A 21,824-nucleotide genomic window follows, 5' to 3' on the forward strand; every position below is an offset into this window, starting at 1 on the left:
GGATGTTTGATGTTAAAGGTTACCGTTTATTGATCTTCTTTGCTGAATCATGACTGTCGTTTATTACGAAGATAACCGCGAATTACGCGAAGGCATGTCGTTCCTCATTCAGGCGACGTCGGGCCTGACGCTACTCGGTGCGTTTCCCAATTGCCACAACCTGCCCGACGAGATGCGCGCGCTCCAGCCCGACGTGGTGCTGATGGATATCGACATGCCCGGCCTGAGTGGCATCGACGCGGTGCCGCTGGTGAAAGCCACGGCCCCCAACGCTCAGGTGCTGATGCTGACGGTTTTCGACGATGACGACAAGATTTTCCGGGCCATCCGCAACGGGGCCAGTGGTTACCTGCTCAAACACACGCCCCCGTCCGACATCATCGCGGCGCTGTTCGATCTGCACCGGGGCGGCTCGCCCATGACGGCCAGCATTGCCCGCAAAGTGCTGCAACATTTTCAGCATCCGCCCGCCGCCGTGGCCCCGGTTGCCAATCAGGCCGATTATCACCTCTCGGCCCGCGAGCTGGAAATTGTGCGGGGGCTGGTGGCGGGCTACAGCTACAAACTCATCGCCGACGATCTGCACATCAGCATCGACACCGTACGTTCCCACATCCGCAGCGTCTACGACAAGCTACAGGTCAACTCCAAAACCGAGGCAATTCTGAAAGCGATGCGGGAAGGGCTGGTTTAATAGTACCCCGCTAATGTTAGGCAATGAGGCACCCGCACAGCCTCATTTTCACCCATTCATGCGATTGATGCCCGTTTGAGAAGCGGCCAACTTTGCTCCGTCAGTACACAACACTTACGACGATGCAAACCGCTACTAAACCCCTCTATCGCATGGCTTCCGGCTCCGATTTCTGCCTGCTGATCAGCCTGGGTACGTTCTTCCTGATGATCCTGCTTTCGTTTGCCCTTCAGGCGCAACAGCTGGCGTGGGTCACCATCTCTGGGCAGGTCCGCACGGCCGACGGAAGCCCCGCTTCCTTCGCGACCGTGCTGCTTACCAACGCCGCCGACTCCACCCTGGTGAAGGGCGCCGTTGCCGACGCCGACGGCCGCTACGTGATTCAGACCACTAAAAGCGGGACCTTTCGGATCGCCGCGTCGCAGGTTGGTTCGACCAACGTATACGGCCCACGATTCACGCTCGCGCCCGATCAGCTCAGCGCCGAGCAGCCCACCCTGATCCTAAGGGAGGCCGTGAAGACGCTCGGTGAAGTAAGCGTGTCCGCGAAAAAGCCCTTCATCGAACAACTACCCGACAAGACGGTGCTCAACGTGGAAAACAGCATCGTAGCGGCGGGCGGCACAGCCCTCGACGTGCTCGAACGGGCACCCGGCGTGCTGGTCGACAGCCAGAACGACCGCATCACGCTCAAAGGCCGCGACGGCACGCTCGTGATGATCGACGGCAAACCAACGTACCTGTCGGCGCAGGAAGTCGTGAACCTGCTGCGCAACACGCCGTCCAACACGGTCGAAACCATCGAACTGATTTCGAACCCATCGGCCAAATACGACGCGGCGGGCAACGCGGGGATCATCAACATCCGCCTGAAACGTGGCAGCCGGGCAGGCGGCACCAACGGCAGCGCCACCGTGGGGGGCGGGTATGGTCGTTTCCCCAAAGCCTCGGCGGGCCTGACCCTCAACCACCGCGCCGGTCCCTTGAGCCTGTTCAGCAATTACAATTACGACCACCGCGAGAGCTACGGCTCGGTGGACGCCCGGCGCATCTTTGGCGCGGGCGACTCGCTCACGACGGTGCGCAACCTCGGTTATCGGCCCAACACGGCCCGTAACCATACCATCAAGCTGGGCGCCGATTACAGCATCGGCAAACGCACGACGGCCGGTTTGCTGGTCAACGGCCTGCTGAGCGACAACGACGCCCGCATCGACAACAGCAACCTGATCTACAACGCCCGCAACGAGCTGCAACAGACGGTAACGATGGTCAACACGTCGACCCGCGCCATGCAGCGGCTATCGGCCAACGCCTATCTCAAACACAGTTTCGACACACTGGGGCGCGAACTGACGGTTGATATCGACGCGTCACGGGTGACGATCCGGCCGCAGGACGACATGGTTACCCGCTACGCCAACGCCGCCAACGAGGAAATCAAACCTGCCCTGACGCAGCGCAACCTCCCCCCCTCGACAGTAACCATCCGGGCGGCCAAAGCCGATTACGTGCATCCGCTGGGGAAAGGCGTCCGGCTCGAAGCGGGTGGTAAACTCTCGTACGTAACCTCCGACAACGACCTGCGTTTCGAGACCCTCACTAACGGCACCTACGTACCCGACCCACAGCGCACCAACCAGTTTCTGTACGACGAAACCATCGCGGCGGGCTACGTCAATGGGAGCCGGGAAGCGGGCAAGTGGCAGCTACAGGCCGGCCTGCGGGCCGAGCACACCCGGTCGGTCGGCAACTCCGTCACGACCAGCCGCGTGGTCGATCGCCAATACCTTGATCTGTTTCCGAGCGTCTTTGTCACCTACAGCGCCAGCCCCGACCATCAATGGCGGGCATCGTATAGCCGCCGCATCGACCGGCCCAACTACCAGGACCTCAACCCGTTCATCTACGTAATGGACCCGTATACCTACCGCGAGGGCAACCCGTTTCTGCACCCGCAGTACACCAACGCGCTTCAGCTCGGCTACACCTACAAAAACGAAACCAGCGTTAGCCTGAGCTATAACCACACCACCGACGTCATCACGGGTGTCAACGACCAGATGGGGCAGGTGCTGCGCGTCACGACGGTCAACCTGGCCGCGCTCGACAACGTGAATCTAAGCGTGGGAATGCCCATCAAACCGACCCGCTGGTGGACGATCCGGCCCAGTGCCGATGTGTTCTGGAATGCCTACAACGCCGCATTTGGCGGCCAACGGCTCGACTACCGCCAACTGTCGGCCAACGTGACGCTGAACCAGAGTTTTGTGTTGCCGCACGGCCTTACCGCCGAACTGTCGGGTTTCTATAACTCGCCGCTGGTGTATGGACAACTGCATTTTGGTGGGCTGGGCCAACTCAGCGCGGGTCTGCAAAAGAGCCTGTGGCGGAAGACGGCCAGCCTGCGGGTCAACGTCAGCGATCTGCTCTACACCATGCGACCCGTCGGGCGCATCAACTACGGCGCTACCAACCTGACCTTCACCAACCGGGGCGAAAGCCGCGTGGCCCGGCTGACGTTCACCTGGAATTTCGGTAACCAAACGCTGAAAACGGCCCGACAACGCCGGTCGGGTGTCGAAGACGAACAAGGCCGCATCGGGGGCTGACGCGGGCCCTCTTCCGATCATCACTAAACTACAACGAATCATGAACAGACTCGTCCTTCTCCTCTCCCTGCTGCTTATTGGCGGGGCCGTTTCGGCGCAGCCATTGACCACCGCCGAACGTACCCAAACCACCAACGCCACCCTAGCTCTGCTGAACGATCGCTACGTATTTCCGGAAGTGGCCAAACGCATGGATACCTACGTACGGAGTCGGCAACGTACCTACGATACCATTACGGACGGGCAGACGCTGGCCCGGCAGCTCACCAGCGATCTGCGCACGATCTGCCACGACAAGCACTTGACGGTCAATTACTTCCCGGAAGGTGTACCCAGTGAGCAGCTTTGGCAGAAAACTCCGACGGAGGCCGAACTCACGGCGCAGAAAGCGGCTATGCAAAAAGGGTTGTTGCGCGAAAACTTCGGCATTCTGGGCCTATCGGTGCTGAAAGGCAATCTGGGCTACCTCAATTTCAAGTACCTGGCCCCGCCCGAAATTGCGGGTGACTCGTATGTAGCCGCGCTGAATTACCTCGCCCAGACCGACGCGCTGATCATCGACCTGCGGCAGTGCGGCGGGGCCATATCCGAACACGCCATTCCGCTGTTGTGCAGCTATTTCTTCGCCGAGCCCACGCACCTCAACAGCTTCTACTGGCGCGATGGCAACCGCCTGGTTCAGTCGTGGACCTACGCGCAGGTGCCGGGGCGGCGCTACCTCGACAAACCGATTTACATCCTCACCAGCCGCCAAACGTTTTCGGGTGCCGAAGAACTGGCCTATGACCTTGCCCAATTGAAACGGGCCACCCTCGTCGGCGACACCACCGGCGGCGGGGCTAATCCCGGCGGTACCCTGCGCATCAACGACCGGTTTGCCGCGTTTGTGCCGGTCGGGCGGGCCATCAACCCCATCACGCAGACCAATTGGGAGGGCGTAGGCGTAGCGCCCGACACGGTCGTTCCGGCCAACCGGGCGCTGTACGCCGCGCAGTTGATGGCGGTTCGGACCCTCGCCAACAAACCCGGCATCGACCCCGACTGGCGCGCCGCCTTGCTAGGCATTATGGGCGAGTTGGAACGTACCCAGCCCCGCTACGTGACCCATTCGTTTGTGCTGAAAGGCCACGCCAACGCCCACGACGTGCGGGTAGCGGGTTCCTTTAACGACTGGTCGGCGCAGGCCAACCGGCTCGTGCGGCGCGGCGATGCCTGGGTAGCCGACGTAGAGGTACTGCCCGGCAAAATCAGTTATAAATTCATCGTCGATGGCCAATGGCTCACCGACCCGGCCAACCCCCGCACGGAGGGCGATGGCCAGTATACCAATTCGGTGTTCGACATCGCCGAACGTTAGAGGGATTACGACACGAAATCGGCGCGCATGGGCGTGAATACGTCGATCAGCACGCCGGCTTCGAGGCAGACGGCACCGTGGGGTTCATGCGGCGGGATGTAGTAGGCATCACCCGCCGCCAGTTCCCGGTCGACACCGTCGATGTGGATGGTAAACCGCCCGCTTTCTACGTAGCTCATCTGCGTGTGCGGGTGGGTGTGCAGCGCGCCCACGCCCCCCGCCTCGAAGGCGACTTTCACCATCATCAGGTTATCGTCGAAGGTCAAAATCTGGCGTTTCAGACCGCCACCGAGGTCTTCCCAGGTCAGGGCGCCCGATTCGACAAAGCGTTGCTCTCGTTGCATATAGCTGGTTGTTCGGGGCACAAGTTAGCCTCCTTTTTCCGCGATTGGTAACCGGCAAATCGCAGTTCATGCCTATCCCTCTTCCCGCAGGCCTAACGGCCAACCAACTTTGCTGGCATCAATAGTACTTCCTCTTTTTTACCATGAAAGCTCTCCTCAACAGTTTACTGGCCGTGGTCCTGATTAGTGCCTCGGCCTGCACCAACCCCGATGTGGTATCGCCCGAAACAAGCACGGCTGAGAAAGGCGTGGTTAAAGGCCGCGTCGTCGATAATCAGGGAAAACCCGTTGCCAACGCCGAGATCATCGCCAGCAGCACCGACTATTACAACAAAACCACAACCGCGTACACCGATGCCAATGGCACATACCGCCTGCAACTACCAACGGGCGTGGCCGAAGGGTCGTACTCGGCCAGTGGAACGGTGACGATCAAGTACCACGGCAAAAACGTCAAAATGGCCCTCTACGAAGAAAACACGCGGGTATTCTCGGCCTACGATGGCGCCGTGCGCAACTTCGTCTTCCGCCTGACGGGCAAACGCACCGCCGACGACGATGAGACGGCCACACCGCTGGGCGGCTCAGTGCAGGTGCATCATCAGGTCGATAACGTGGTCTGGGAAAACCTCGAACTCACCCTCGAGCCCGTTGGCCCGCTCGTTGACGGCAGCACCGGCCAGACGATCATCCGAACCATGCCCGCCCACGACTACTACCTGCGCGACATTCCGGTTGGACAGTACAAAATCACGGCCCGCGACAAAGTGACCGGCCAACAGCTGGGCGTTACCATCAAGGATTCGTTCAACGACTACAGCCCGTCGGTCACGGCTCTGTTCACGGAGGCAAATTTCGTCGGTGACACGTTCTGGGAAATCGTGCTGCTGGTCAATACGCTGTAGGCGGCAGGTTCATCGTAGCGCCCGCTCCCCTTTGGTGGCGGGCTTTTTTGTGGGCAAGCAGTTCATGCAGGCGACCTGACAGTCTGCGAGCTCCAACTGCCAACTCATGCATGGCGTCGTTTCGGTAGCAACGTACCCAGCCGACTTTTGACCCAGTCAAGAACCAATAACCTGCCCCCGGGCAACCTTCCTCCTTTGCGTATGATCACTCGTTTCCTCACCCTACTTCTCCTGTCGTGGCTGGTCGCCACGGCGGCACTGGCGCAGCCGGGCACCAAAAAAGTTACCGTCGGGCTCAGGATCGGCGCCAATTTCTCGAAACTCGACAACCTGTCGTACCAAACACCCCGCCTCGATCCAAACGGCCTGCCGGTGCTGTCGGGGGGTAGCGTCGTCTATGATTTTTTCCAACAGAACGACGCCCGCTCAACGGGGCTGGTGGGTGGGCTGTTTGCCCGTTTCGGCAACCGGTTCTATGTCCAGCCCGAGCTGCTGTTTTCCGTGAAAGGCGGGCGGTTCGATATCCTCCGGCAGGGGCTGGCCACCCAGTCGGTCAACGTCAAGGTCGGCACGATCGACCTGCCCCTGTTGCTGGGCGTGCGGGTGGGGCCGTTGCGGCTCAATGCGGGTCCGATGGCATCACTGACGGTGCTGAACGGGAACCTGAAAGAGGCCATCGCGCACTACGGCTCGCAGCCCATCGGCGAAACCGCCCGGCAGGCGGCAGTCGGGTATCAGGCGGGCATTGGGCTTAGCCTGGCCGGTATGCAACTCGACCTGCGGCACGAAGGTGGCCTAACCGGCAAGCCCGCCACCAGCGACGCCGGTACACAGTCGACCCGCTCGAACCTGTGGCAACTAACCGTCGGCGTCGGCTTTTAACCAATCATCAGCACCATGAACACGAAACTGCTGGGCGGTTTTGCCCTCCTCGGCGCGCCCTGTATGGCCATTGGCCTAAGTCTCGACGCCCTCTTCGGCCAGGCGCTACACGCCCCCTGGATGGGCCTCTGGGGCATCCTCTATATCTCGGGCTGGATGGCAAGCACCATCGCCCTGCGCGAACTAGGCGTTTTCGACGCCACCAGCCGGAAGGTGCGTCGCGTCGGTCATACGCTCGTTCGCCTCCTGCTCGTCACGCTCACACTGGCTAACATCCTGAACGTGTGGGAGATGGTAGCGCCTACCTACAAGCCGACCCTGTTCTATATTGTCGATTCGGGCTGGCCGCTCAGCAACCTGCTGATGCTCCCCATCGGCATCGCCGTTATCCGGGCGCGGCAACTAGATGGCTGGCAGCGGTGGCTACCGCTGACGGTTGGGCTATGGCTACCGATCACGCTGCTTGTCAAAAACGTGTCGGCCCTTCGTTACCTGCCGCTGCTGTATTCGGCCGTTGCCTGGACGTTGCTGGCCGTGGTGGTGCTGCTTGAATCAGCTCGCCAGCAACGTACCCACACCATCAGTGGCATTGCCCTGCGCGACGACGTCACCCGCCCGGCAGTGGATTAATGGACAGCTGGTCTCAGCGTTTTTTCCGGAAATCGAGCGCGTGGTTTATGGTAAGCCGAAAGCCGTTGTTGACCTCGAAAACGGGGCGGCCCGACACAGGGTCCAGATCGGCGTGTTGCACCACCTGGTTGAGCGCGTTGAGTTCAATTTGCAGCCCATCGTTGACCTGATAGCCCAGCCCAGCCGAAATCCGGTTCTGGTTGTAGATGTTCTCGCCCACGTTTTTCCCGAACCCAATGAACAGTTCGTCGAAAAAATTGATGTATAGTTCGCCATCATCGACGGTGGGGCCGTTCAGCGCCAGTTCGCCCGCGATCTGGTAACGTACCCGGTTCTGAAACTCCCAGCTCGCCGTGCGCCGGGGGTTGTCGTCGGCCAATTGAGCCAGCCAGCGTTGCTCCAGCCGGATACGGTGCGTGAGGCTCAGCCGACCGTAGGTTTCCGACAGCGACACATCCTGATGCAGCCGATGCTCGGAATAGGGCACGCCCAAATCGGCCTGCGGGTACCCGCCGTAGGGAAAGGTGGTGAAGTAGGTATAGCCAGCCCCGAGCTTCACCCGGTCCGAGGATTTATAATTGACGCCCAGCCGGGCCAGCGACTGCTGCCAGCTACGAATGAGGTCGATGCGGCGCCATTGGTATTCGGTGTGCAGCGTCCAGCGTTGGGTCAGCTTGTGATCGCCGTTGTATACATACCAGCCGATGGCGTTATGGTCGAGCAGGCGCTGCCGCTGCCCAAAGCCGTCGATCGGCAACGTACCCAGCAGGGTCAGCAGTACCAACCAGCGAAAACCAGTCGAAGTCAATGTCATGCAAAAGCGTTGAGCCATACCCGATGCTTAACCCCGTAGCGCACCGACTGTTCAACGCGTGGCGGACCGGCGGGGTATTTCGCCACAATTCATACCCGTTTTTTCGCAATTCAGGCAGCTCGTGTGCCAACTGATACACGACTGGCACGCCAGATTAGCCCTCGTTGGGGTATTTTTGGTGAAGGCATCGATTGCCCCAACGCGCATGCCCCCACTGCCAACGTACCTGTCACGCCTCTATCACACGATCCGGCACGATCCGCTCCGGCGGTATATCTACCTGCTGCTCTGGCCGTGGTTTATTCCGGTGGTAAGCTACCTGATCTTCGGCGATGCCTTACTCGCAGGCTGGCAGCCTTTTCTGAGTGGCGTGGCGGTGGTGCTGTTGCTCTCTACGCTGGCCAACGAGGTCGATACCGCGGCACTCCTGCGCATCATTCATCGCTTTCCGGGGTTCGATCAAACCGTCTGGCGGCTGGTCAGCATGGTCATCGCCTTTTCGGTGCTCAACTGCCTGCTGGCCGAGGTAAGCCTGCGGGTATTTGAGGCCACGCACTTTCTGGGCTATCGCGCCAATGCCGACACCCACAAATGGACGCAAGCCTTCGTCTTCATTTCGGGCGTGGTGGCCGCCGGGCTGGTCGAAAGCGCCTATGCCTTTACCCAATGGCGCACCCACCAATCCGACCGGCAAAGTCTGGAGCAGGATAACCTGCGCATTCAGCTCGACAGCCTCCGGTCGCGCATCAATCCTCACTTTCTGTTCAACAGCCTCAATTCGGTTTCGTCGCTGATCGCCGACGACCCCAAACAGGCCGAAGCGCTGGTCGACGAGCTCTCGAAAGTGTACCGCTACATGCTGCAGGCCAACCAGAAACCGCTGGTCGAGCTGGGGGCCGAAGTACGGTTCATCCAGTCGTACGCCCGGCTGCTCGATGCCCGCTACGGTGCCGCCCTGCAACTCCGCCTCGCCATTCACCCCGCCGCCAACGGGCTGCTGCTCCCGTCGCTGTCGTTGCAGCTGCTGCTCGATCACATCTGCCAGCACAACGCCCTCACGGCGGCTCGCCCGCTGACGATCCAGATCGAAACCTCGGGCGGAGGGCGGCTCTGGGTTCGGCACAACCGGCAACCCCGCACCATCCTGATCGACCGGCAGCTACCGGGCCTCGACGCCATCGCGGCCCGCTACGACTGGCTGGGCAGTGAGCAGATCCTGGTCGACGAAACCGACCGGCAGGTCACCGTCGCCTTGCCCCTGCTGCCCGCCGATACGGCTCCGCCACCCCTGTCCACAGTTCAAGCCACCGATTTGCCAGTTGAGTAAGGTTCCGTATCGGGTTGTCTCCGTAGCCCCATAAGTTGCCGCCGAAATCCTAACGATGAGCATGTTTTCCCTACTGATTACTCACGAGCGGTTCCGCTACCGGCCCACGAAACAGCTGAAATGGCAGTTGATTCTGCTGTTTCCGTGGTTCATTCCGTTGGTAACGTACCTGCTGCTGGGGCCGCGCTACCTACAGCACTGGCCCACCTTTGTGGGGGCTACGCTCATCAACGCCAGCATCGGGGTAACGTGCCAATTACTGCTCGACTACATCACGCAACGCATTGCCGACCGCTACCCCGGCCTGCGCCAGACCGGGCAGCGGCTGTTCTGGCTGCTGCTGTCGTTCATGACCATCACGCCGCTGTTTATTCTCGGCCCGATGTGGGCCTACGACCACGGCCACTGGTTTGGGTACGTCTATATCCCCGGCACCGTCACGCGCATTTTGCTCTTCAACGTCGTGGTCAACCTGATCTCGGTGGGGTCGTTTGAAAGTGTGTATTCGCTTACCAAGTGGCGCGAGAACATGCTCGAAAAAGAGCAGTTGAAGAAGATCAACCTGCAAAGCCAGTACGAAAGCCTCAAGAATCAGGTCAACCCGCATTTTCTGTTCAATACGCTCAACTCGCTCTCGTCGCTGATTGCCGATGAACCCGACCGGGCCGAAGCCTTCGTGGATGAGATGGCCAAGGTGTACCGCTACCTGCTGCAAACCAACCGCCGCTCCGATGAGTCGACCGATGGCGAACTGACGACCCTGACGACCGAGCTGGCGTTTATCCAGTCGTATTTCCACCTGCTCAAAACCCGCTACGGCCAGGGTATCGCGCTGGTGGTCGACGTACCCGACTCGGCCCTGCCCTGCCTGCTGCCCCCGTTAACGTTGCAGATGCTGGTCGAAAACGCGGTGAAGCACAACGTGATCCACCCGCAAAAACCACTGACCATCGAAATCCGGGCCGACGCCGATAGCCGCCTGCTGGTTCGGAACAACCTTCAACGGAAAACCACCCGCGTGCTGAGCAATCAGGTAGGACTAAGCAACATCACCGCCAAATACCGACTCCTGACGCAGGGGCGGGCCAACCTCAACCCGGCCACGGCCACCGTGATCGTCGACGAAAGCCCCGATTATTTCACCGTCAGCCTGCCGCTACTGGGGAGTGGGTAGAGGTGGTCAGTTGCCTACGGCGTCATTCATGGTCATTGGTGGTAAAAAACGATTAATGACGCCGCAGGCAACTGACGCGAAGCAAATGACCACGCATGACAATCAACGCAATAACCATGAACGTACTCATTATTGAAGACGAAGACCTCGCAGTGCGGAAGCTCCGCAAACTGGTGGCCGACGTAGACCCCTCACTACAGGTAATGGGCGTAACGGCGAGCATCGAAGACTCGGTGAACTGGCTGAACGAACACACGCCACCCGACCTGATTTTTATGGACATCGAACTGGCCGACGGGCAGAGCTTCGAGATTTTTGAGCAGATCGACATTCGGAGTCGGGTGATCTTCACGACCTCCTACGACGAATACGCGCTACAGGCCTTCAAAGTCAACAGCATCGACTACCTGCTCAAACCCATTCAGCGCGAAGACCTCGAACGCAGCCTGCGCAAGCTCCGCGAGCTAACGACCATCGACCAGAAAACGAGCGAACTAGCTGCGCCGCCGCTCAACATCGAGAAGCTGTTGCGCGAATTGCAGGGCGCTGGTAACCCCGCCGCCAAAGAATACCGCAAACGGTTTCTGGTAAAGCAGGGCCAGAAGTTGCTGTCGATCGAAGTAAACGACATCCTGTATTTCTACACCGACGAGCGGTTCAGCTTCTTCAAAACCCGTACCAACCAGAAATTCTTGGTCGATTACACCCTCGACGAACTGGCCGATTCGCTCGACCCCGCGCAGTTTTTCCGGATCAACCGGGGGCTGATCCTGACGCACGGGGCCGTTGAGCAAATTCAGCCGTATTTCGGCAATCGACTAGCCCTTACCCTCAAACCCACGTTCGACAAAGACGCCATCGTGAGCCGGGAAAAGGTGAGCGATTTCAAACACTGGATGGGAAAATGACCCGGCTAACGGCCGGTTTGCGTGGTAAACGTGCTCTCGAAAATCTTGTCGGCGTTACCCGCTTCAAAGCCCTCGCGGCGGTGAGCGCGGGTGAGTTGGTCGCTGGGTACGTTGGCAAATTCGGGCAGCACACGCCGCTCGGCAAACTCAACGTATGAACCCGCAATCCGCTGCGTGTCGCCGTTGGTAAACTCGGCCTCGACCAGCTGCGCCACGGTAGACGCCTGCCGCAGCCCGCCATCGGGGCTCACCTTCACCACCCCACCCGACGAATTGAGCCGGATGCCGCGATCCTGCAAAAAGCCCACAAACTCGTCGATGCGGTTGTAGCCCTCGGGCAGGTTGTGCACGCTGATGGTGAAGTGGTTGAGGTAGTAGCGGTTGTAGATTACCCAGGCGGCATACTCGCTTTCGGCCAGCAACGTCTGGTAGTCGGCGAGGGTGGGCGTTGGCCAGAGGGGCTGGTGCAGAAACGCATCGATCGCCGCGCCGTCCGTCAGGTCGAGGGCGTCAACGGGGTCGGCCGTGACCGTGTCGGTGTATTTGTGGATAATGGCCTGCGCCGTGGTGGATAAGTCATCGACGCGCAGCTCGCTCACGAAGATGCGGGGCAGATTGCCGCCATGGGGCCCATCCAGCGCAGGCGGGGCGTACCACCAGGCATTCAGTTTTTTCTCGACAAACTGGTAGGGGTCGCGTTTTTCGTAGCCAAGGGCCAGAAAGATCTTCTCGAACGAAGCGATACCGAGGTTGGGCACGCCCATCGTGCGGAAGGCGATATGGTCATTCTCGATGTCGGCCGCCGAGTCGATCATGTCCGCGTCGATCATGGCGTCGATGATGCGCTGCACGTCGGGCACACGCTCGGTATAGCGGCGCATCAGCCCGGAAAGAACGGTTTGTAGGGTTGTCATGAAGTTTTTAACGCGAAGTGCGCAAAGGTTGGCGCAATGTGCGCAAAGATTCTTTATTCTCGCAACCACTTCCTTCGCGCTCTTGGCGTTGACCTTTGCGCACTTCGCGTTCACGATGACAAAAATATCCTGGCAGACGGCTTGCGGGCTGGTGATCGCCAACATGGTTGGCACAGGGGTGTTTACGAGCCTTGGCTACCAGCTGGCTACCGTCCAGAATACCTGGTCGATTGTGCTGCTCTGGGTGCTGGGCGGACTGCTGGCGCTGATCGGCGCGTTTACCTTTGCCGAACTGGGCACGCACTACGCCGATCAGACCGGCGGCGATTACGTGTTTATCCGCAATGGCTTCCATCCCTTCCTGGGTTATCTGGCCGCCTGGACGTCGCTGATTGGTGGGTTTGCTGCGCCCGTCGCCATTGCGGGCAAGGCGATGGAGGCCTACCTCGCCCCTTTTGGGCCAGCCTTAGGTGGCGTCAACCTGCGGGCGCTGACGGTCGCGCTGGTAATCGGCATCGGTTTGCTGCACACGGTGAGTCTGCGGCACAGTAGCGTCTTTCAGAACCTGACCACGCTTATCAAGCTAGCTTTCGTGCTGGTGCTGCTCGCCATCGGGGTGTTAGTATCTGCCGCGCCCACCAATGCTTTGCGCTGGGATGCGGACTTTCGGCAGGAGGTGTTTACGGCGCCCTTTGCCGTTTCGCTGCTCTACGTCACCTACGCCTACACGGGCTGGAACGCCGCGGCTTACATCGTGGCCGAAATCAGCGCGCCCCGCCGCAACCTGCCCCGCGCCCTGTTGCTGGGTACGTTGCTCGTGACAGTGTTGTACGTGGGTCTGCAATTGGTACTGCTCAAATTTGCGTCGGTGGGGCAGCTCCAAAACCAGGCCGACGTGGCCGTAATCGCCCTGCAAAACCGGCTGGGGCCATCGGCGGGGCGGTGGGTGAGCGCGGGCATTGCGGGGCAACTGCTCGCCACCATGAGTTCGTATGTCTGGGTCGGGAGCCGCGTGATGCAGCGTATGGCGCAGGATTTCCCGCTCTGGCGCTTCTTCGCGAAACAGTCGGCGCAGCAGATTCCGGTGCGGGCGATCTGGCTGCAAACTGCCGTAACCCTCGTATTGCTGTTTTCAGGTACGCTGGAGCAGGTGCTGCTCTGCACCTCCTTTGCGCTGCAACTGATGGGTACGTTGGCCGTGGCCAGCCTGCTCCGGACGCCGCGCCGCCCGTCTGATTTCCACAGTCCGTTTCGGCCGTGGCTTCAGTGGGCCTACATCGGGTTCAGCCTGTTTGTGCTCGTCTTCATCCTGACCGACCGACCCCGCGAAAGCCTGACGGGCCTGGCGATCATGGCCGTTGGCGGCGCCACGTATTGGCTTGGCAATCGGAAGCATTAACTCAAGTCCCGGATACAACTGCGGTTAGCTTTTGGGGCAGTGAAGCCGAATAAACCGAAACGCTGCACGCATACCGACGGGCGGGTCTGCCAATGGCCGGGCTAAACTATTCGGCAGTTTGTTGGTCTATAGATAAATGTCGGGCGCAGGTTGCGCTACGATGTCCATTGACAAAACGCACTCAACCATATGATTCGCAAGACCTTAATCGCCATGAGCCTCGTTGCAGTGACCACCTCGGCCACGCTGGCTCAAAACGGAAGTCTCGGTCAGGCCGCGGCAGAAGGCCTCGGTTCACTCACCTTATCCGATGAACAGGTAGCCGAATATTCGCGGCAGGCCGTCGTTCAGATGGACGCCCAAAACCCCATTGCCGGACCCAACGATCCGTATACACAACGGCTCAACCGCATCGTCAGCCGGCACCGTACCATCGATGGCGTACCCATCAACTACAAAGTGTATATGGTCAAAGACGTCAATGCCTTTGCTACCGCCGATGGTAGCGTGCGCGTGATGAAGGGCCTCATGGACATCATGACCGATCAGGAGTTGCTGGCCGTGATGGGCCACGAAATTGGGCACGTGATCAACCACGACACCCGCGATGCCATGAAAGCGGCGCTGCGTCGGTCGGCTTTCCGCAACCTGCTGGCCTCGCGCTCAGGGGCGGTGGGCAACGTGGCCCGCTCGCAGCTGGGTACGTTGGCCGACGGGCTGTTCGGCGCCAAGTTTAGCCGCCAGCAGGAAACCGAAGCCGATGACTACAGCTATGGTTTCCTCAAACGAAACGGCTATAATGTACTCACGCTGGCTACGTCGTTCGAGAAACTGGCCAAGCTGAGCGGTGGTAGCGGCGGCGGCCGGGTTGCCGAGCTGGTATCGAGCCACCCCGACAGTCAGCGTCGGGCGCAGCGGGTGCGTGACCGTGCCCGTCAGGAAGGCATCCGGTAAATTTCCAAAACGAGGCGCGCGTCGTTGTGTAGAGCCATTCGCTGTACGTAATGACGCGCGCCTCGTTTCGGAACCTGCTGCCGGGCGATTGACACCGTGCAGACCAATCGATATGAGCAGGAGACGAGGGTAATCGAAAAGTCGGCATATTGCATGTACCTTGGCAGCTCCCTTTTGTATACCTATGAATGCTCAGAGTCAGATTGATAGCCTCCAGGCGGCCGTTCAGCTTTCGCCCGACAACCCAGTCTTGTGTCAATTACTCGCCGAAACCCTGCTGAGTGCCAACCGCCCCGCCGAGGCGGAACAGGCCTACCGGGAGGCGCTGCGCCTGCAACCCGACGACGTACCTCTGAAGCTGGGGCTGGCTCGGGCATTCGGGCAGAATGGTAAAACGTCGGCGGCGCTGGTGTTGCTGGAAGAACTCGCGCAGCAGGATCAGCCCACGGCCCACCTGCATCTGGCTCGTCTGCTGCTTGATCAGGGACAGGAGACCGACGCGCTACATCATTATCAACGGGCCCGGCAGCTAGACGACACCCTCTATGATGAACAGTTGGCCAATATCCAGCAGCCCGCCGACACTCCGCTGTTGGTCAACGACGTTCCTAGCGACTCGTTTGCGCTGGATGCTGAGCGCCCGGCCATCCGGTTTGCCGATGTAGGTGGCATGGATGCGGTAAAAGACGAAATCGCGCTGAAGATCATATTCCCGCTCACCAAACCCGACCTATACAAGGCGTACGGCAAGAAAACAGGTGGGGGTATCCTGCTCTACGGCCCGCCGGGCTGCGGCAAGACGTACCTGGCACGGGCCACCGCGGGCGAAATCAACGCGGCATTCATCTCGGTGGGGCTCAACGACGTCCTCGACCTGTATCTGGGCAATAGCGAACGAAAACTGCACGACCTGTTTCAGCAGGCGCGGGCGCTGGCCCCGAGTGTGTTGTTTTTTGATGAAGTCGACGCGCTCGGCGCCAGCCGCAACGACCTGCGCCACAGTGCCAGCCGCACGCTTGTCAATCAGTTTCTGGACGAACTCGATGGCGTTCGTTACGACAACGAGGGTATCTTGGTACTGGCCGCCACCAACTCACCCTGGTTTCTCGACAGTGCCTTTCGCCGCCCCGGCCGCTTCGACCGGCTGATCTTCGTGGGGCCGCCCGATGCCGCCGCCCGCGAGGCCATCCTGACCCTGTACCTGCGCAACGTACCCAACACCGGCATCGATACGGCCGCGCTCGCCAAGCGCACGGAGGCCTATTCGGGGGCAGACCTGAAAGCGGTGATCGACCGGGCCGTGGAGGGCAAGCTGCTTCAGGCGTTTAAAAGCGGGCAGGCCGTACCTCTGTCGACCAGCGACCTGCTGGAGGTGATTAAAACGCAAAAACCCAGCGTTCGGGAGTGGTTTGCCTCGGCCAAAAATTACGCGCTTTACGCCCACGAGGCCAGCCAGTATGAGGGAGTGCTTGCCTACATGAAAGCACAAAAGTGGCTGTGAACCAACCCCACGAACGCGCCAACCTGCTGGTGGAGTTAGGCCGGTATGAGCAGGCCCTGCCCGTTTTCACTGAAGCCATTCCTCAGGCAGAAGACGCCACCGAACGCGCCGAGATTTTCGCCGACATGGCCGCTTGCCTGGCCAAGCTAGGTCGGTTTGGCCAGGCCGAGCAACTGTTCCGCGATGAAGTGCTACCTTATTTAAGCACAGATGAATGGGCGATGCACCGCTTTGTCGTGATTTTGATAAACAGCGGGAAGCAGGTTGAAGCCGATGCCATCAACCAGCAGTTGCTGTCGGCATATCCCAACAGTTCGTTGCATTATGTTATAGACGCCAAGTTACTGCGCCAACAGCGGCGGTTCGTTGACGCCTGGTCGGCTATTCAGGAGGCCCGCCGACTCGACCCCGACAGCGCTTATGCGCAAGAAGAGCAATTGACCTTGCTGGCCTGCTGGCAACCGTCGTCACGTAAGCCCATCACGCCCCTGCTGGATATGGCCGTGCCCAATTGGGAGGCCGTCGTCGAAGAGGCCGTTGCCCGTGCTCCCAGTGACCCAACGATCCGACTACTGGCGGGCGAGATCTATGCCAAAAAAAGCCAGCCAGCGAAAGCTCAGCAACATTTGCTCGACGCTCTTCAACTCGACCCCAGCTACCAACCATACATCGTCAATAGTTTGCAACATGTACTCACGCTACAGCAACCACTCATGCGAGCCCTTCTCTGGCCATTCAGGCGCGTTCCCGAATCATGGGCGCTGGGTCTGGTAGTGATAGTTCCTATGCTGGCGCGTGGACTGATTGACTTAGCCAGTAGTCGGGGCATCAACCTTGTTACGTCACTGTTGGGTATTTGTCTGCTAATGCTCATCCCGACGTTGGGCATATACTTTATGTGCCGGGTGTTAGTTGAGTTTACGCCTGTGGGGCAGATCATTCTATCGGAACGGGATAAATGGCGTAATCGGCTACAATGCCTGGCTTTGTGGCTTTTTTTTGCCATAAGCACCGTGGTTGTTCTTCAAGGGCTTCGCTAGGTTATCGCTACCCAATAGCCAATTTCTACCGTACTTTGCCGGGCCAGACGCCGGGTAACGTACCTGACAACGTACCCAACGCTGGCTCATAAGAAAACAGATTAACCAACAACCTGATTATGACCATCGCCCTCGGCACCGACCACGCTGGTTTTAGCTACAAGGAACTCGTCAAAGCTCACCTCACGCAGGCTGGCCATACCGTTATCGACAAAGGAACATTCTCGCCCGACCCGGTCGATTACCCTGACTTCATCCGCCCGGCGGCGCAGGCTGTGCTCGACGGCGAGGCCGACCGCGCTATTGTGTTTGGTGGTTCGGGCAACGGCGAGGCTATGACCGCCAACCGGCTGAAAGGTATTCGTTGCGGCCTCTGCTGGAGCGAAGAAACGGCCCGCCTTACCCGCGAGCACAACAATGCCAACGTGCTGTCGATGGGTGCCCGCATGATTCCGGAAGATCTCGCCCTGCGCATCGTCGATATTTTTCTGACCACCGAATTCGAAGGTGGCCGCCATCAGGCCCGCATCGACAAACTCGACGCGTAGGGGCAAGGGGCGAGGATGGCAGGGTAAATAGCTAAGCTCACTATCTCTGCCATCCCTGCCCTTTCCCCCACGCTAACAAAATAAACACCAGGGGGGCGCGGATGTTTGGCTAGGTACGTTATGAAAAACTCGTCCAGCTATGTCGTTCCAGGAGTTAATGCTTACCTACGGCTACCCAATCCTCTTTGTGGGGGTGATGCTTGAAAGCGAAGCCTTTCTGATCGTAGCCGCCTATCTGGCCCATCGGGGCTATTTCTCGCTACCCCTTGTCATAGGAATCGCGGCACTGTCATCGTTTGCCGTCTCGCAGCTTTGCTTTTACCTCGGCCATCGGTACGGTTCGGGCTTCATCAGTAAACGCCCCGCTTGGCAACAGCGGTTTGCGCGGGTGCAGACACTCCTGCATCGCTACGGAGCGGGACTCGTGTTTGGCTACCGGGCCTTGTATGGGCTGCGCGGCTTCATTCCGGCGTCGCTTGGTCTGGCCAATTATTCGCGTTCCCGGTTTCTGCTGATCAACGGCCTGAGCGCCATTGTCTGGGCGGTTGTGGTCGCGCTGGCGGGCAATAGCATCGCCCATTACGCCGAATCGCTGTACAGTCAGATCAGGCAACATGACAAGCTGGTGATTCTCGGCCTGCTGGGTTTGGGAACGGCGTGGACGCTATACAAGCTATACCAACAACCCAGCACCAGCCCCAAGGCGTCAACCGCGGGTTTGCTGGCCGAGCCTAAGCAACAGCTGAGCCCCTTACCCCACAAACACGCTTAACGCCATCACGCCGACCAGCCCACACACCGACACGAGTACTTCCATCATCGACCAGGTTTTGATCGTGTCGACCATCGAAAGCTGAAAATAGTCGCGGAACAGCCAGAAGCCGGTGTCGTTGACGTGCGAAAACATCATGCTGCCCGCGCCGATGCTCAGCACCATCAGGTTCGGGTCGACGCCCGATTCCTTCAGTAAGGGCAGTACAATACCGGCCGTGGTAATGCCCGACACGGTCGATGAACCCACGCAGACGCGGATGATGGCAGCAATGCCCCAGCCAATGACGTAGGGGTGCAGCGAGGCGTGTTGCATCAGGTCGGCGATGGATTGGCTGATGCCCGCATCGGCCAGCACCTGTTTGAGCGCGCCCGCCCCGCCAAAAATCAGGAAGAGCATGGCTACTTCTTTCACTGAATCGGCCAGTAGATCGGCCACCTCCGCCATCGATTTGCCACGCTTGAGGCCCAGCGTAACCAGCGCCACCAACACCGAAAGCAGCATGCTCACGATGGGTTCGCCCACAAAAAGCAGCGCCTGCCTGACACCCGACCCCTCGGCCAGCAACGGGCTTACCAACGTACTGACGCTGATGAGCAGAATCGGCAGCAGCACCGTCAGGAAGCTCACCAACGTACCCGGCATCTGCTCGTCGGTGAGCTCGGGCGCAATCAACGCCTGATTGGGCGACGTCGTGTAACGTTTCAGCGTTGACCCGAATAACATACCCGACACCAGAATGGCCGGAATGGCCACGATGATGCCGTAAAACAGCGTTTTGCCCATGTCGGCGTTGAACTGCTTCAGAATGGCCAGCGGCGCCGGATGCGGCGGCAGATAGCCCTGCGTGACCGACAGCGACGCCAGCATGGGAATGCCCACGTACACCGCCGACAGCCGATACCGATGCGCCACCGCGATCACCAGCGGCGCCAGCAACAGAAACCCCACTGAATAGAACAGGGGCAAGCCCACGATGAAGCCCGTCAGCATAAAAGCCCAACGGATACGGTGGGTGCCCACCCAGCCGATCAGTGTGGTGGCGATCCGCTGCGCCGCGCCACTCTGGGCGACCAGCTTTCCCAGCATAGCCCCCAGCGCAATAATACCCAGAATAGACCCTAACGTGCTGCCGATGCCTTTCTGTACCGATTCGACAATAGCCAATGGCGTCATCCCGAGGGCCAACCCCACCCCCAGCGACACGATCAGAAAGGCCAGAAACGCATGGAGCCGGGCGTAGGAGATCAGTACCACCAACGCGGTGATACCCAGGATGGTAATTAGGAGGGACATGGCGATGGACTGGATCGGACTATACGCACTGGCCGGAATAGAAACCAATTGGTAACCGTAAGTAGAAAGCCTTATCGATCGCGGTCAGCAAATCGACAACCAACCACCATTCAACCGGTCCCCTTTCCTTTCGTGTAATCCCCGCACCGCTACGTTGTGGTATGTAACGCCAGAATTGTATTTTTATACCCTGTCGGCGATGCGAATAGGCAACTTTGGCCGGTTTTGGGTCGGTTTGCCAGTCGGTCGCCCTTTCATCATACCAAAACCGTTACTCATGAAACGTACAGTACTGCTGCTGGCAGCAGGCGTTTGCGGTCAACTTATCGCGCAGGCGCAACCCAAAAAAGCGAAGCCGACGCCTACCCAGGCGGTCGTCAGCGCCGGGGCCAAAACGGCGGCAACCACCACCCAGGGCCGCATCAAATTTTCGGAATTTGATTTGCCCAACGGCCTGCACGTGATTCTGCATCAGGACAACAGCACCCCGCTGGTGGCCGTCACGATGATGTACCACGTTGGCTCGAAAAACGAACAGCCCACCCGCACCGGCTTTGCCCACTTTTTCGAACACCTGCTTTTCGAAGGCTCCGACAACATCAAGCGGGGCGAGTACATGAAGATTGTGAAAGGCAACGGTGGCCAGTTGAATGCCAACACCAGCCAGGATCGCACGTTCTATTACGAGGTGATGCCCTCCAACAAGCTCGAACTGGGCCTGTACCTCGAATCGGAGCGGCTGTTGCACGCCAAAATCGACGAGAAAGGCGTGGAAACACAGCGCGAGGTAGTGAAGGAAGAGAAGCGGCAACGCATCGACAACCAGCCCTACGGCTCGATTTTCACCGAAGTGCTGAAGCACGCCTATACCAAGCACCCCTATCAGTGGGCACCCATCGGCTCGCTGGAACACCTCAACGCCGCCACCATCGACGAGTTCCGGCAGTTTTACAAGGATTTCTACGTACCCAACAACGCCATCCTGTCCATTGCGGGCGACATCGATCCCGCGCAAGCCAAAACGCTGGTAACGAAGTATTTCGCCGAAATTCCGAAGGGTACCAAAGCGATTTACCGCCCGTCGATTAAAGAACCGGCGCAAACGAAGGAAGTCCGCGACACGATCTACGACAACATCACGCTGCCCGCCGTGGTGCAGGCCTACCACATCCCCGCGCAGGGCACCCCCGATTCCTACGCGATGGAGGTATTGCAGACCATCCTGGCCGGGGGCGAAAGCTCACGTATGACCAAGGAGATTGTGGATAAGCAGCAGAAAGCCCTTCAGTCGGCGGCCTTCCCCGTCGCCAACGAAGACGCGGGCCTGTTTCTGACCTATTCCATCGCTAACCAGGGCGTTAAACCCGACGAGCTGGAAGCGTCGGTAAACACGGAAGTGGAGCGGGTGAAGAAAGACCTCGTCACCGACGCCGAACTGACGAAGGTGAAAAACCAGATCGAAACGAACTTCGTCAACCAGAACGCCCGCATCTTCGGGGTGGCCGAAAACCTCGCCAACTACAAGATGTATTACGGCGACGCCAACCTGATCAACACCGAAATCGACCGGTACAACAAGGTGACGAAGGAAGACCTCCGCCGAGTAGCCAACCAGTATCTCCGCCCCGAAAATCGGGTGGTGCTGTATTACCTGCCGAAAGCTGCCGAAGGCAAAGACACCGGTAAAGGCAAATAGATCAATCCCCCACCCAGACGCGAAGGGAGCTTGCTGACGTAGCAACATGCCTACGGC

At 59.4% G+C, this 21,824-nt stretch carries 20 protein-coding genes; 16 read left to right on the forward strand and 4 right to left on the reverse strand.

All coding sequences use genetic code 11. From position 1 onward, the window contains the following. The first annotated feature begins 49 nt into the window (after positions 1–49). From FAES_RS26205 to FAES_RS26215, 3 genes are all read left to right on the forward strand, one after another. Complete coding sequence (locus FAES_RS26205) at positions 50–694, forward strand: response regulator (protein WP_015334221.1); 645 nt, start codon at positions 50–52, stop codon at positions 692–694. A 122-nt stretch (positions 695–816) separates the two neighbouring features. Further along, positions 817–3,306: a TonB-dependent receptor domain-containing protein gene (locus tag FAES_RS26210; protein ID WP_015334222.1), complete on the forward strand. Its 2,490-nt coding sequence runs from the start codon at positions 817–819 to the stop codon at positions 3,304–3,306. A gap of 40 nt (positions 3,307–3,346) precedes the next feature. After that, complete coding sequence (locus FAES_RS26215) at positions 3,347–4,663, forward strand: S41 family peptidase (protein ID WP_015334223.1); 1,317 nt, start codon at positions 3,347–3,349, stop codon at positions 4,661–4,663. Positions 4,664–4,668: 5 nt separating this feature from the next. Here the strand turns inward: FAES_RS26215 and FAES_RS26220 are convergent, their stop codons facing one another. Further along, positions 4,669–5,007, reverse strand: coding sequence for a cupin domain-containing protein (locus tag FAES_RS26220; RefSeq protein WP_015334224.1), 339 nt, complete (start codon positions 5,005–5,007; stop codon positions 4,669–4,671). A 143-nt stretch (positions 5,008–5,150) separates the two neighbouring features. Between FAES_RS26220 and FAES_RS26225 the strand changes: the two genes are divergently transcribed. The 3 genes from FAES_RS26225 (at position 5,151) to FAES_RS26235 (ending at position 7,424) form a co-directional block, all read left to right on the forward strand. Next, positions 5,151–5,912, forward strand: a complete 762-nt coding sequence (locus FAES_RS26225; RefSeq protein ID WP_015334225.1) for a carboxypeptidase regulatory-like domain-containing protein — start codon at positions 5,151–5,153, stop codon at positions 5,910–5,912. Between the two features lie 201 nt (positions 5,913–6,113). Then, on the forward strand, positions 6,114–6,794 hold the full coding sequence (locus FAES_RS26230) for an outer membrane beta-barrel protein (RefSeq protein ID WP_015334226.1): 681 nt from the start codon (positions 6,114–6,116) through the stop codon (positions 6,792–6,794). A gap of 15 nt (positions 6,795–6,809) precedes the next feature. Continuing rightward, on the forward strand, positions 6,810–7,424 hold the full coding sequence (locus FAES_RS26235; protein ID WP_015334227.1) for a hypothetical protein: 615 nt from the start codon (positions 6,810–6,812) through the stop codon (positions 7,422–7,424). Positions 7,425–7,437: 13 nt separating this feature from the next. Here the strand turns inward: FAES_RS26235 and FAES_RS26240 are convergent, their stop codons facing one another. Continuing rightward, positions 7,438–8,238 (reverse strand): DUF2490 domain-containing protein, encoded by an 801-nt coding sequence (locus FAES_RS26240; protein ID WP_041258422.1) that lies wholly within the window; start codon positions 8,236–8,238, stop codon positions 7,438–7,440. 205 nt (positions 8,239–8,443) lie between these two features. Between FAES_RS26240 and FAES_RS26245 the strand changes: the two genes are divergently transcribed. The 3 genes from FAES_RS26245 (at position 8,444) to FAES_RS26255 (ending at position 11,647) form a co-directional block, all read left to right on the forward strand. Continuing rightward, positions 8,444–9,565, forward strand: coding sequence for a sensor histidine kinase (locus tag FAES_RS26245; protein WP_015334229.1), 1,122 nt, complete (start codon positions 8,444–8,446; stop codon positions 9,563–9,565). A gap of 61 nt (positions 9,566–9,626) precedes the next feature. Beyond that, entirely contained in the window at positions 9,627–10,739 is a 1,113-nt protein-coding gene (locus FAES_RS26250; protein ID WP_148289457.1) for a sensor histidine kinase, read from the forward strand. 116 nt (positions 10,740–10,855) lie between these two features. Further along, the gene (locus tag FAES_RS26255; protein ID WP_041258423.1) at positions 10,856–11,647 is read left to right on the forward strand and encodes a LytR/AlgR family response regulator transcription factor; all 792 of its coding nucleotides are present in this window, start codon (positions 10,856–10,858) and stop codon (positions 11,645–11,647) included. A gap of 5 nt (positions 11,648–11,652) precedes the next feature. Here the strand turns inward: FAES_RS26255 and FAES_RS26260 are convergent, their stop codons facing one another. Continuing rightward, positions 11,653–12,561 (reverse strand): DUF1338 domain-containing protein, encoded by a 909-nt coding sequence (locus FAES_RS26260; protein ID WP_041258424.1) that lies wholly within the window; start codon positions 12,559–12,561, stop codon positions 11,653–11,655. A gap of 115 nt (positions 12,562–12,676) precedes the next feature. On the opposite strand from FAES_RS26260, the gene FAES_RS26265 reads away from it, so the two are divergent. From FAES_RS26265 to FAES_RS26290, 6 genes are all read left to right on the forward strand, one after another. Next, complete coding sequence (locus FAES_RS26265; RefSeq protein ID WP_041259519.1) at positions 12,677–13,960, forward strand: APC family permease; 1,284 nt, start codon at positions 12,677–12,679, stop codon at positions 13,958–13,960. Between the two features lie 189 nt (positions 13,961–14,149). Then, positions 14,150–14,914 (forward strand): M48 family metallopeptidase, encoded by a 765-nt coding sequence (locus FAES_RS26270; RefSeq protein WP_015334234.1) that lies wholly within the window; start codon positions 14,150–14,152, stop codon positions 14,912–14,914. A 184-nt stretch (positions 14,915–15,098) separates the two neighbouring features. After that, entirely contained in the window at positions 15,099–16,415 is a 1,317-nt protein-coding gene (locus FAES_RS26275) for an ATP-binding protein (protein WP_015334235.1), read from the forward strand. Next, a complete protein-coding gene (locus tag FAES_RS26280; protein WP_041258425.1) occupies positions 16,412–17,455 on the forward strand; it encodes a tetratricopeptide repeat protein in 1,044 nt (347 codons plus the stop codon). Before FAES_RS26275 ends, FAES_RS26280 begins: the two co-directional genes overlap by 4 nt. Before the next feature lie 119 nt (positions 17,456–17,574). Next, positions 17,575–18,003 carry a ribose 5-phosphate isomerase B gene (rpiB, locus tag FAES_RS26285; protein ID WP_015334238.1) on the forward strand — a complete coding sequence of 143 codons (429 nt, stop codon included), beginning with the start codon at positions 17,575–17,577 and terminating at the stop codon, positions 18,001–18,003. A 139-nt stretch (positions 18,004–18,142) separates the two neighbouring features. Next, positions 18,143–18,775 carry a DedA family protein gene (locus tag FAES_RS26290; RefSeq protein ID WP_015334239.1) on the forward strand — a complete coding sequence of 211 codons (633 nt, stop codon included), beginning with the start codon at positions 18,143–18,145 and terminating at the stop codon, positions 18,773–18,775. Here the strand turns inward: FAES_RS26290 and FAES_RS26295 are convergent. Beyond that, on the reverse strand, positions 18,755–20,071 hold the full coding sequence (locus tag FAES_RS26295) for a gluconate:H+ symporter (protein ID WP_015334240.1): 1,317 nt from the start codon (positions 20,069–20,071) through the stop codon (positions 18,755–18,757). The two genes, FAES_RS26290 and FAES_RS26295, sit on opposite strands and share 21 nt — an antisense overlap. Positions 20,072–20,270: 199 nt before the next feature. Here FAES_RS26295 and FAES_RS26300 point away from each other — a divergent pair, with 199 nt between their 5' ends. Then, on the forward strand, positions 20,271–21,767 hold the full coding sequence (locus FAES_RS26300) for a M16 family metallopeptidase (protein WP_015334241.1): 1,497 nt from the start codon (positions 20,271–20,273) through the stop codon (positions 21,765–21,767). Positions 21,768–21,824: the final 57 nt, after the last annotated feature.

The sequence above is a fragment of the Fibrella aestuarina BUZ 2 genome (genome assembly GCF_000331105.1).
In the GTDB taxonomy this organism is placed as follows: Bacteria; Bacteroidota; Bacteroidia; order Cytophagales; family Spirosomataceae; genus Fibrella; species Fibrella aestuarina.

What these genes read in the sequence shown, in the direction of transcription:
- FAES_RS26205 (WP_015334221.1), top strand. Translation starts at nt 50, where the DNA reads ATGACTGTCGTTTATTACGAAGATAACCGCGAATTACGCGAAGGCATG.
- FAES_RS26210 (WP_015334222.1), top strand. Translation starts at nt 817, where the DNA reads ATGCAAACCGCTACTAAACCCCTCTATCGCATGGCTTCCGGCTCCGAT.
- FAES_RS26215 (WP_015334223.1), top strand. Translation starts at nt 3,347, where the DNA reads ATGAACAGACTCGTCCTTCTCCTCTCCCTGCTGCTTATTGGCGGGGCC.
- FAES_RS26220 (WP_015334224.1), bottom strand. Translation starts at nt 5,007, where the DNA reads ATGCAACGAGAGCAACGCTTTGTCGAATCGGGCGCCCTGACCTGGGAA.
- FAES_RS26225 (WP_015334225.1), top strand. Translation starts at nt 5,151, where the DNA reads ATGAAAGCTCTCCTCAACAGTTTACTGGCCGTGGTCCTGATTAGTGCC.
- FAES_RS26230 (WP_015334226.1), top strand. Translation starts at nt 6,114, where the DNA reads ATGATCACTCGTTTCCTCACCCTACTTCTCCTGTCGTGGCTGGTCGCC.
- FAES_RS26235 (WP_015334227.1), top strand. Translation starts at nt 6,810, where the DNA reads ATGAACACGAAACTGCTGGGCGGTTTTGCCCTCCTCGGCGCGCCCTGT.
- FAES_RS26240 (WP_041258422.1), bottom strand. Translation starts at nt 8,238, where the DNA reads ATGACATTGACTTCGACTGGTTTTCGCTGGTTGGTACTGCTGACCCTG.
- FAES_RS26245 (WP_015334229.1), top strand. Translation starts at nt 8,444, where the DNA reads ATGCCCCCACTGCCAACGTACCTGTCACGCCTCTATCACACGATCCGG.
- FAES_RS26250 (WP_148289457.1), top strand. Translation starts at nt 9,627, where the DNA reads ATGTTTTCCCTACTGATTACTCACGAGCGGTTCCGCTACCGGCCCACG.
- FAES_RS26255 (WP_041258423.1), top strand. Translation starts at nt 10,856, where the DNA reads ATGAACGTACTCATTATTGAAGACGAAGACCTCGCAGTGCGGAAGCTC.
- FAES_RS26260 (WP_041258424.1), bottom strand. Translation starts at nt 12,561, where the DNA reads ATGACAACCCTACAAACCGTTCTTTCCGGGCTGATGCGCCGCTATACC.
- FAES_RS26265 (WP_041259519.1), top strand. Translation starts at nt 12,677, where the DNA reads ATGACAAAAATATCCTGGCAGACGGCTTGCGGGCTGGTGATCGCCAAC.
- FAES_RS26270 (WP_015334234.1), top strand. Translation starts at nt 14,150, where the DNA reads ATGATTCGCAAGACCTTAATCGCCATGAGCCTCGTTGCAGTGACCACC.
- FAES_RS26275 (WP_015334235.1), top strand. Translation starts at nt 15,099, where the DNA reads ATGAATGCTCAGAGTCAGATTGATAGCCTCCAGGCGGCCGTTCAGCTT.
- rpiB (WP_015334238.1), top strand. Translation starts at nt 17,575, where the DNA reads ATGACCATCGCCCTCGGCACCGACCACGCTGGTTTTAGCTACAAGGAA.
- FAES_RS26290 (WP_015334239.1), top strand. Translation starts at nt 18,143, where the DNA reads ATGTCGTTCCAGGAGTTAATGCTTACCTACGGCTACCCAATCCTCTTT.
- FAES_RS26295 (WP_015334240.1), bottom strand. Translation starts at nt 20,071, where the DNA reads ATGTCCCTCCTAATTACCATCCTGGGTATCACCGCGTTGGTGGTACTG.
- FAES_RS26300 (WP_015334241.1), top strand. Translation starts at nt 20,271, where the DNA reads ATGCGAATAGGCAACTTTGGCCGGTTTTGGGTCGGTTTGCCAGTCGGT.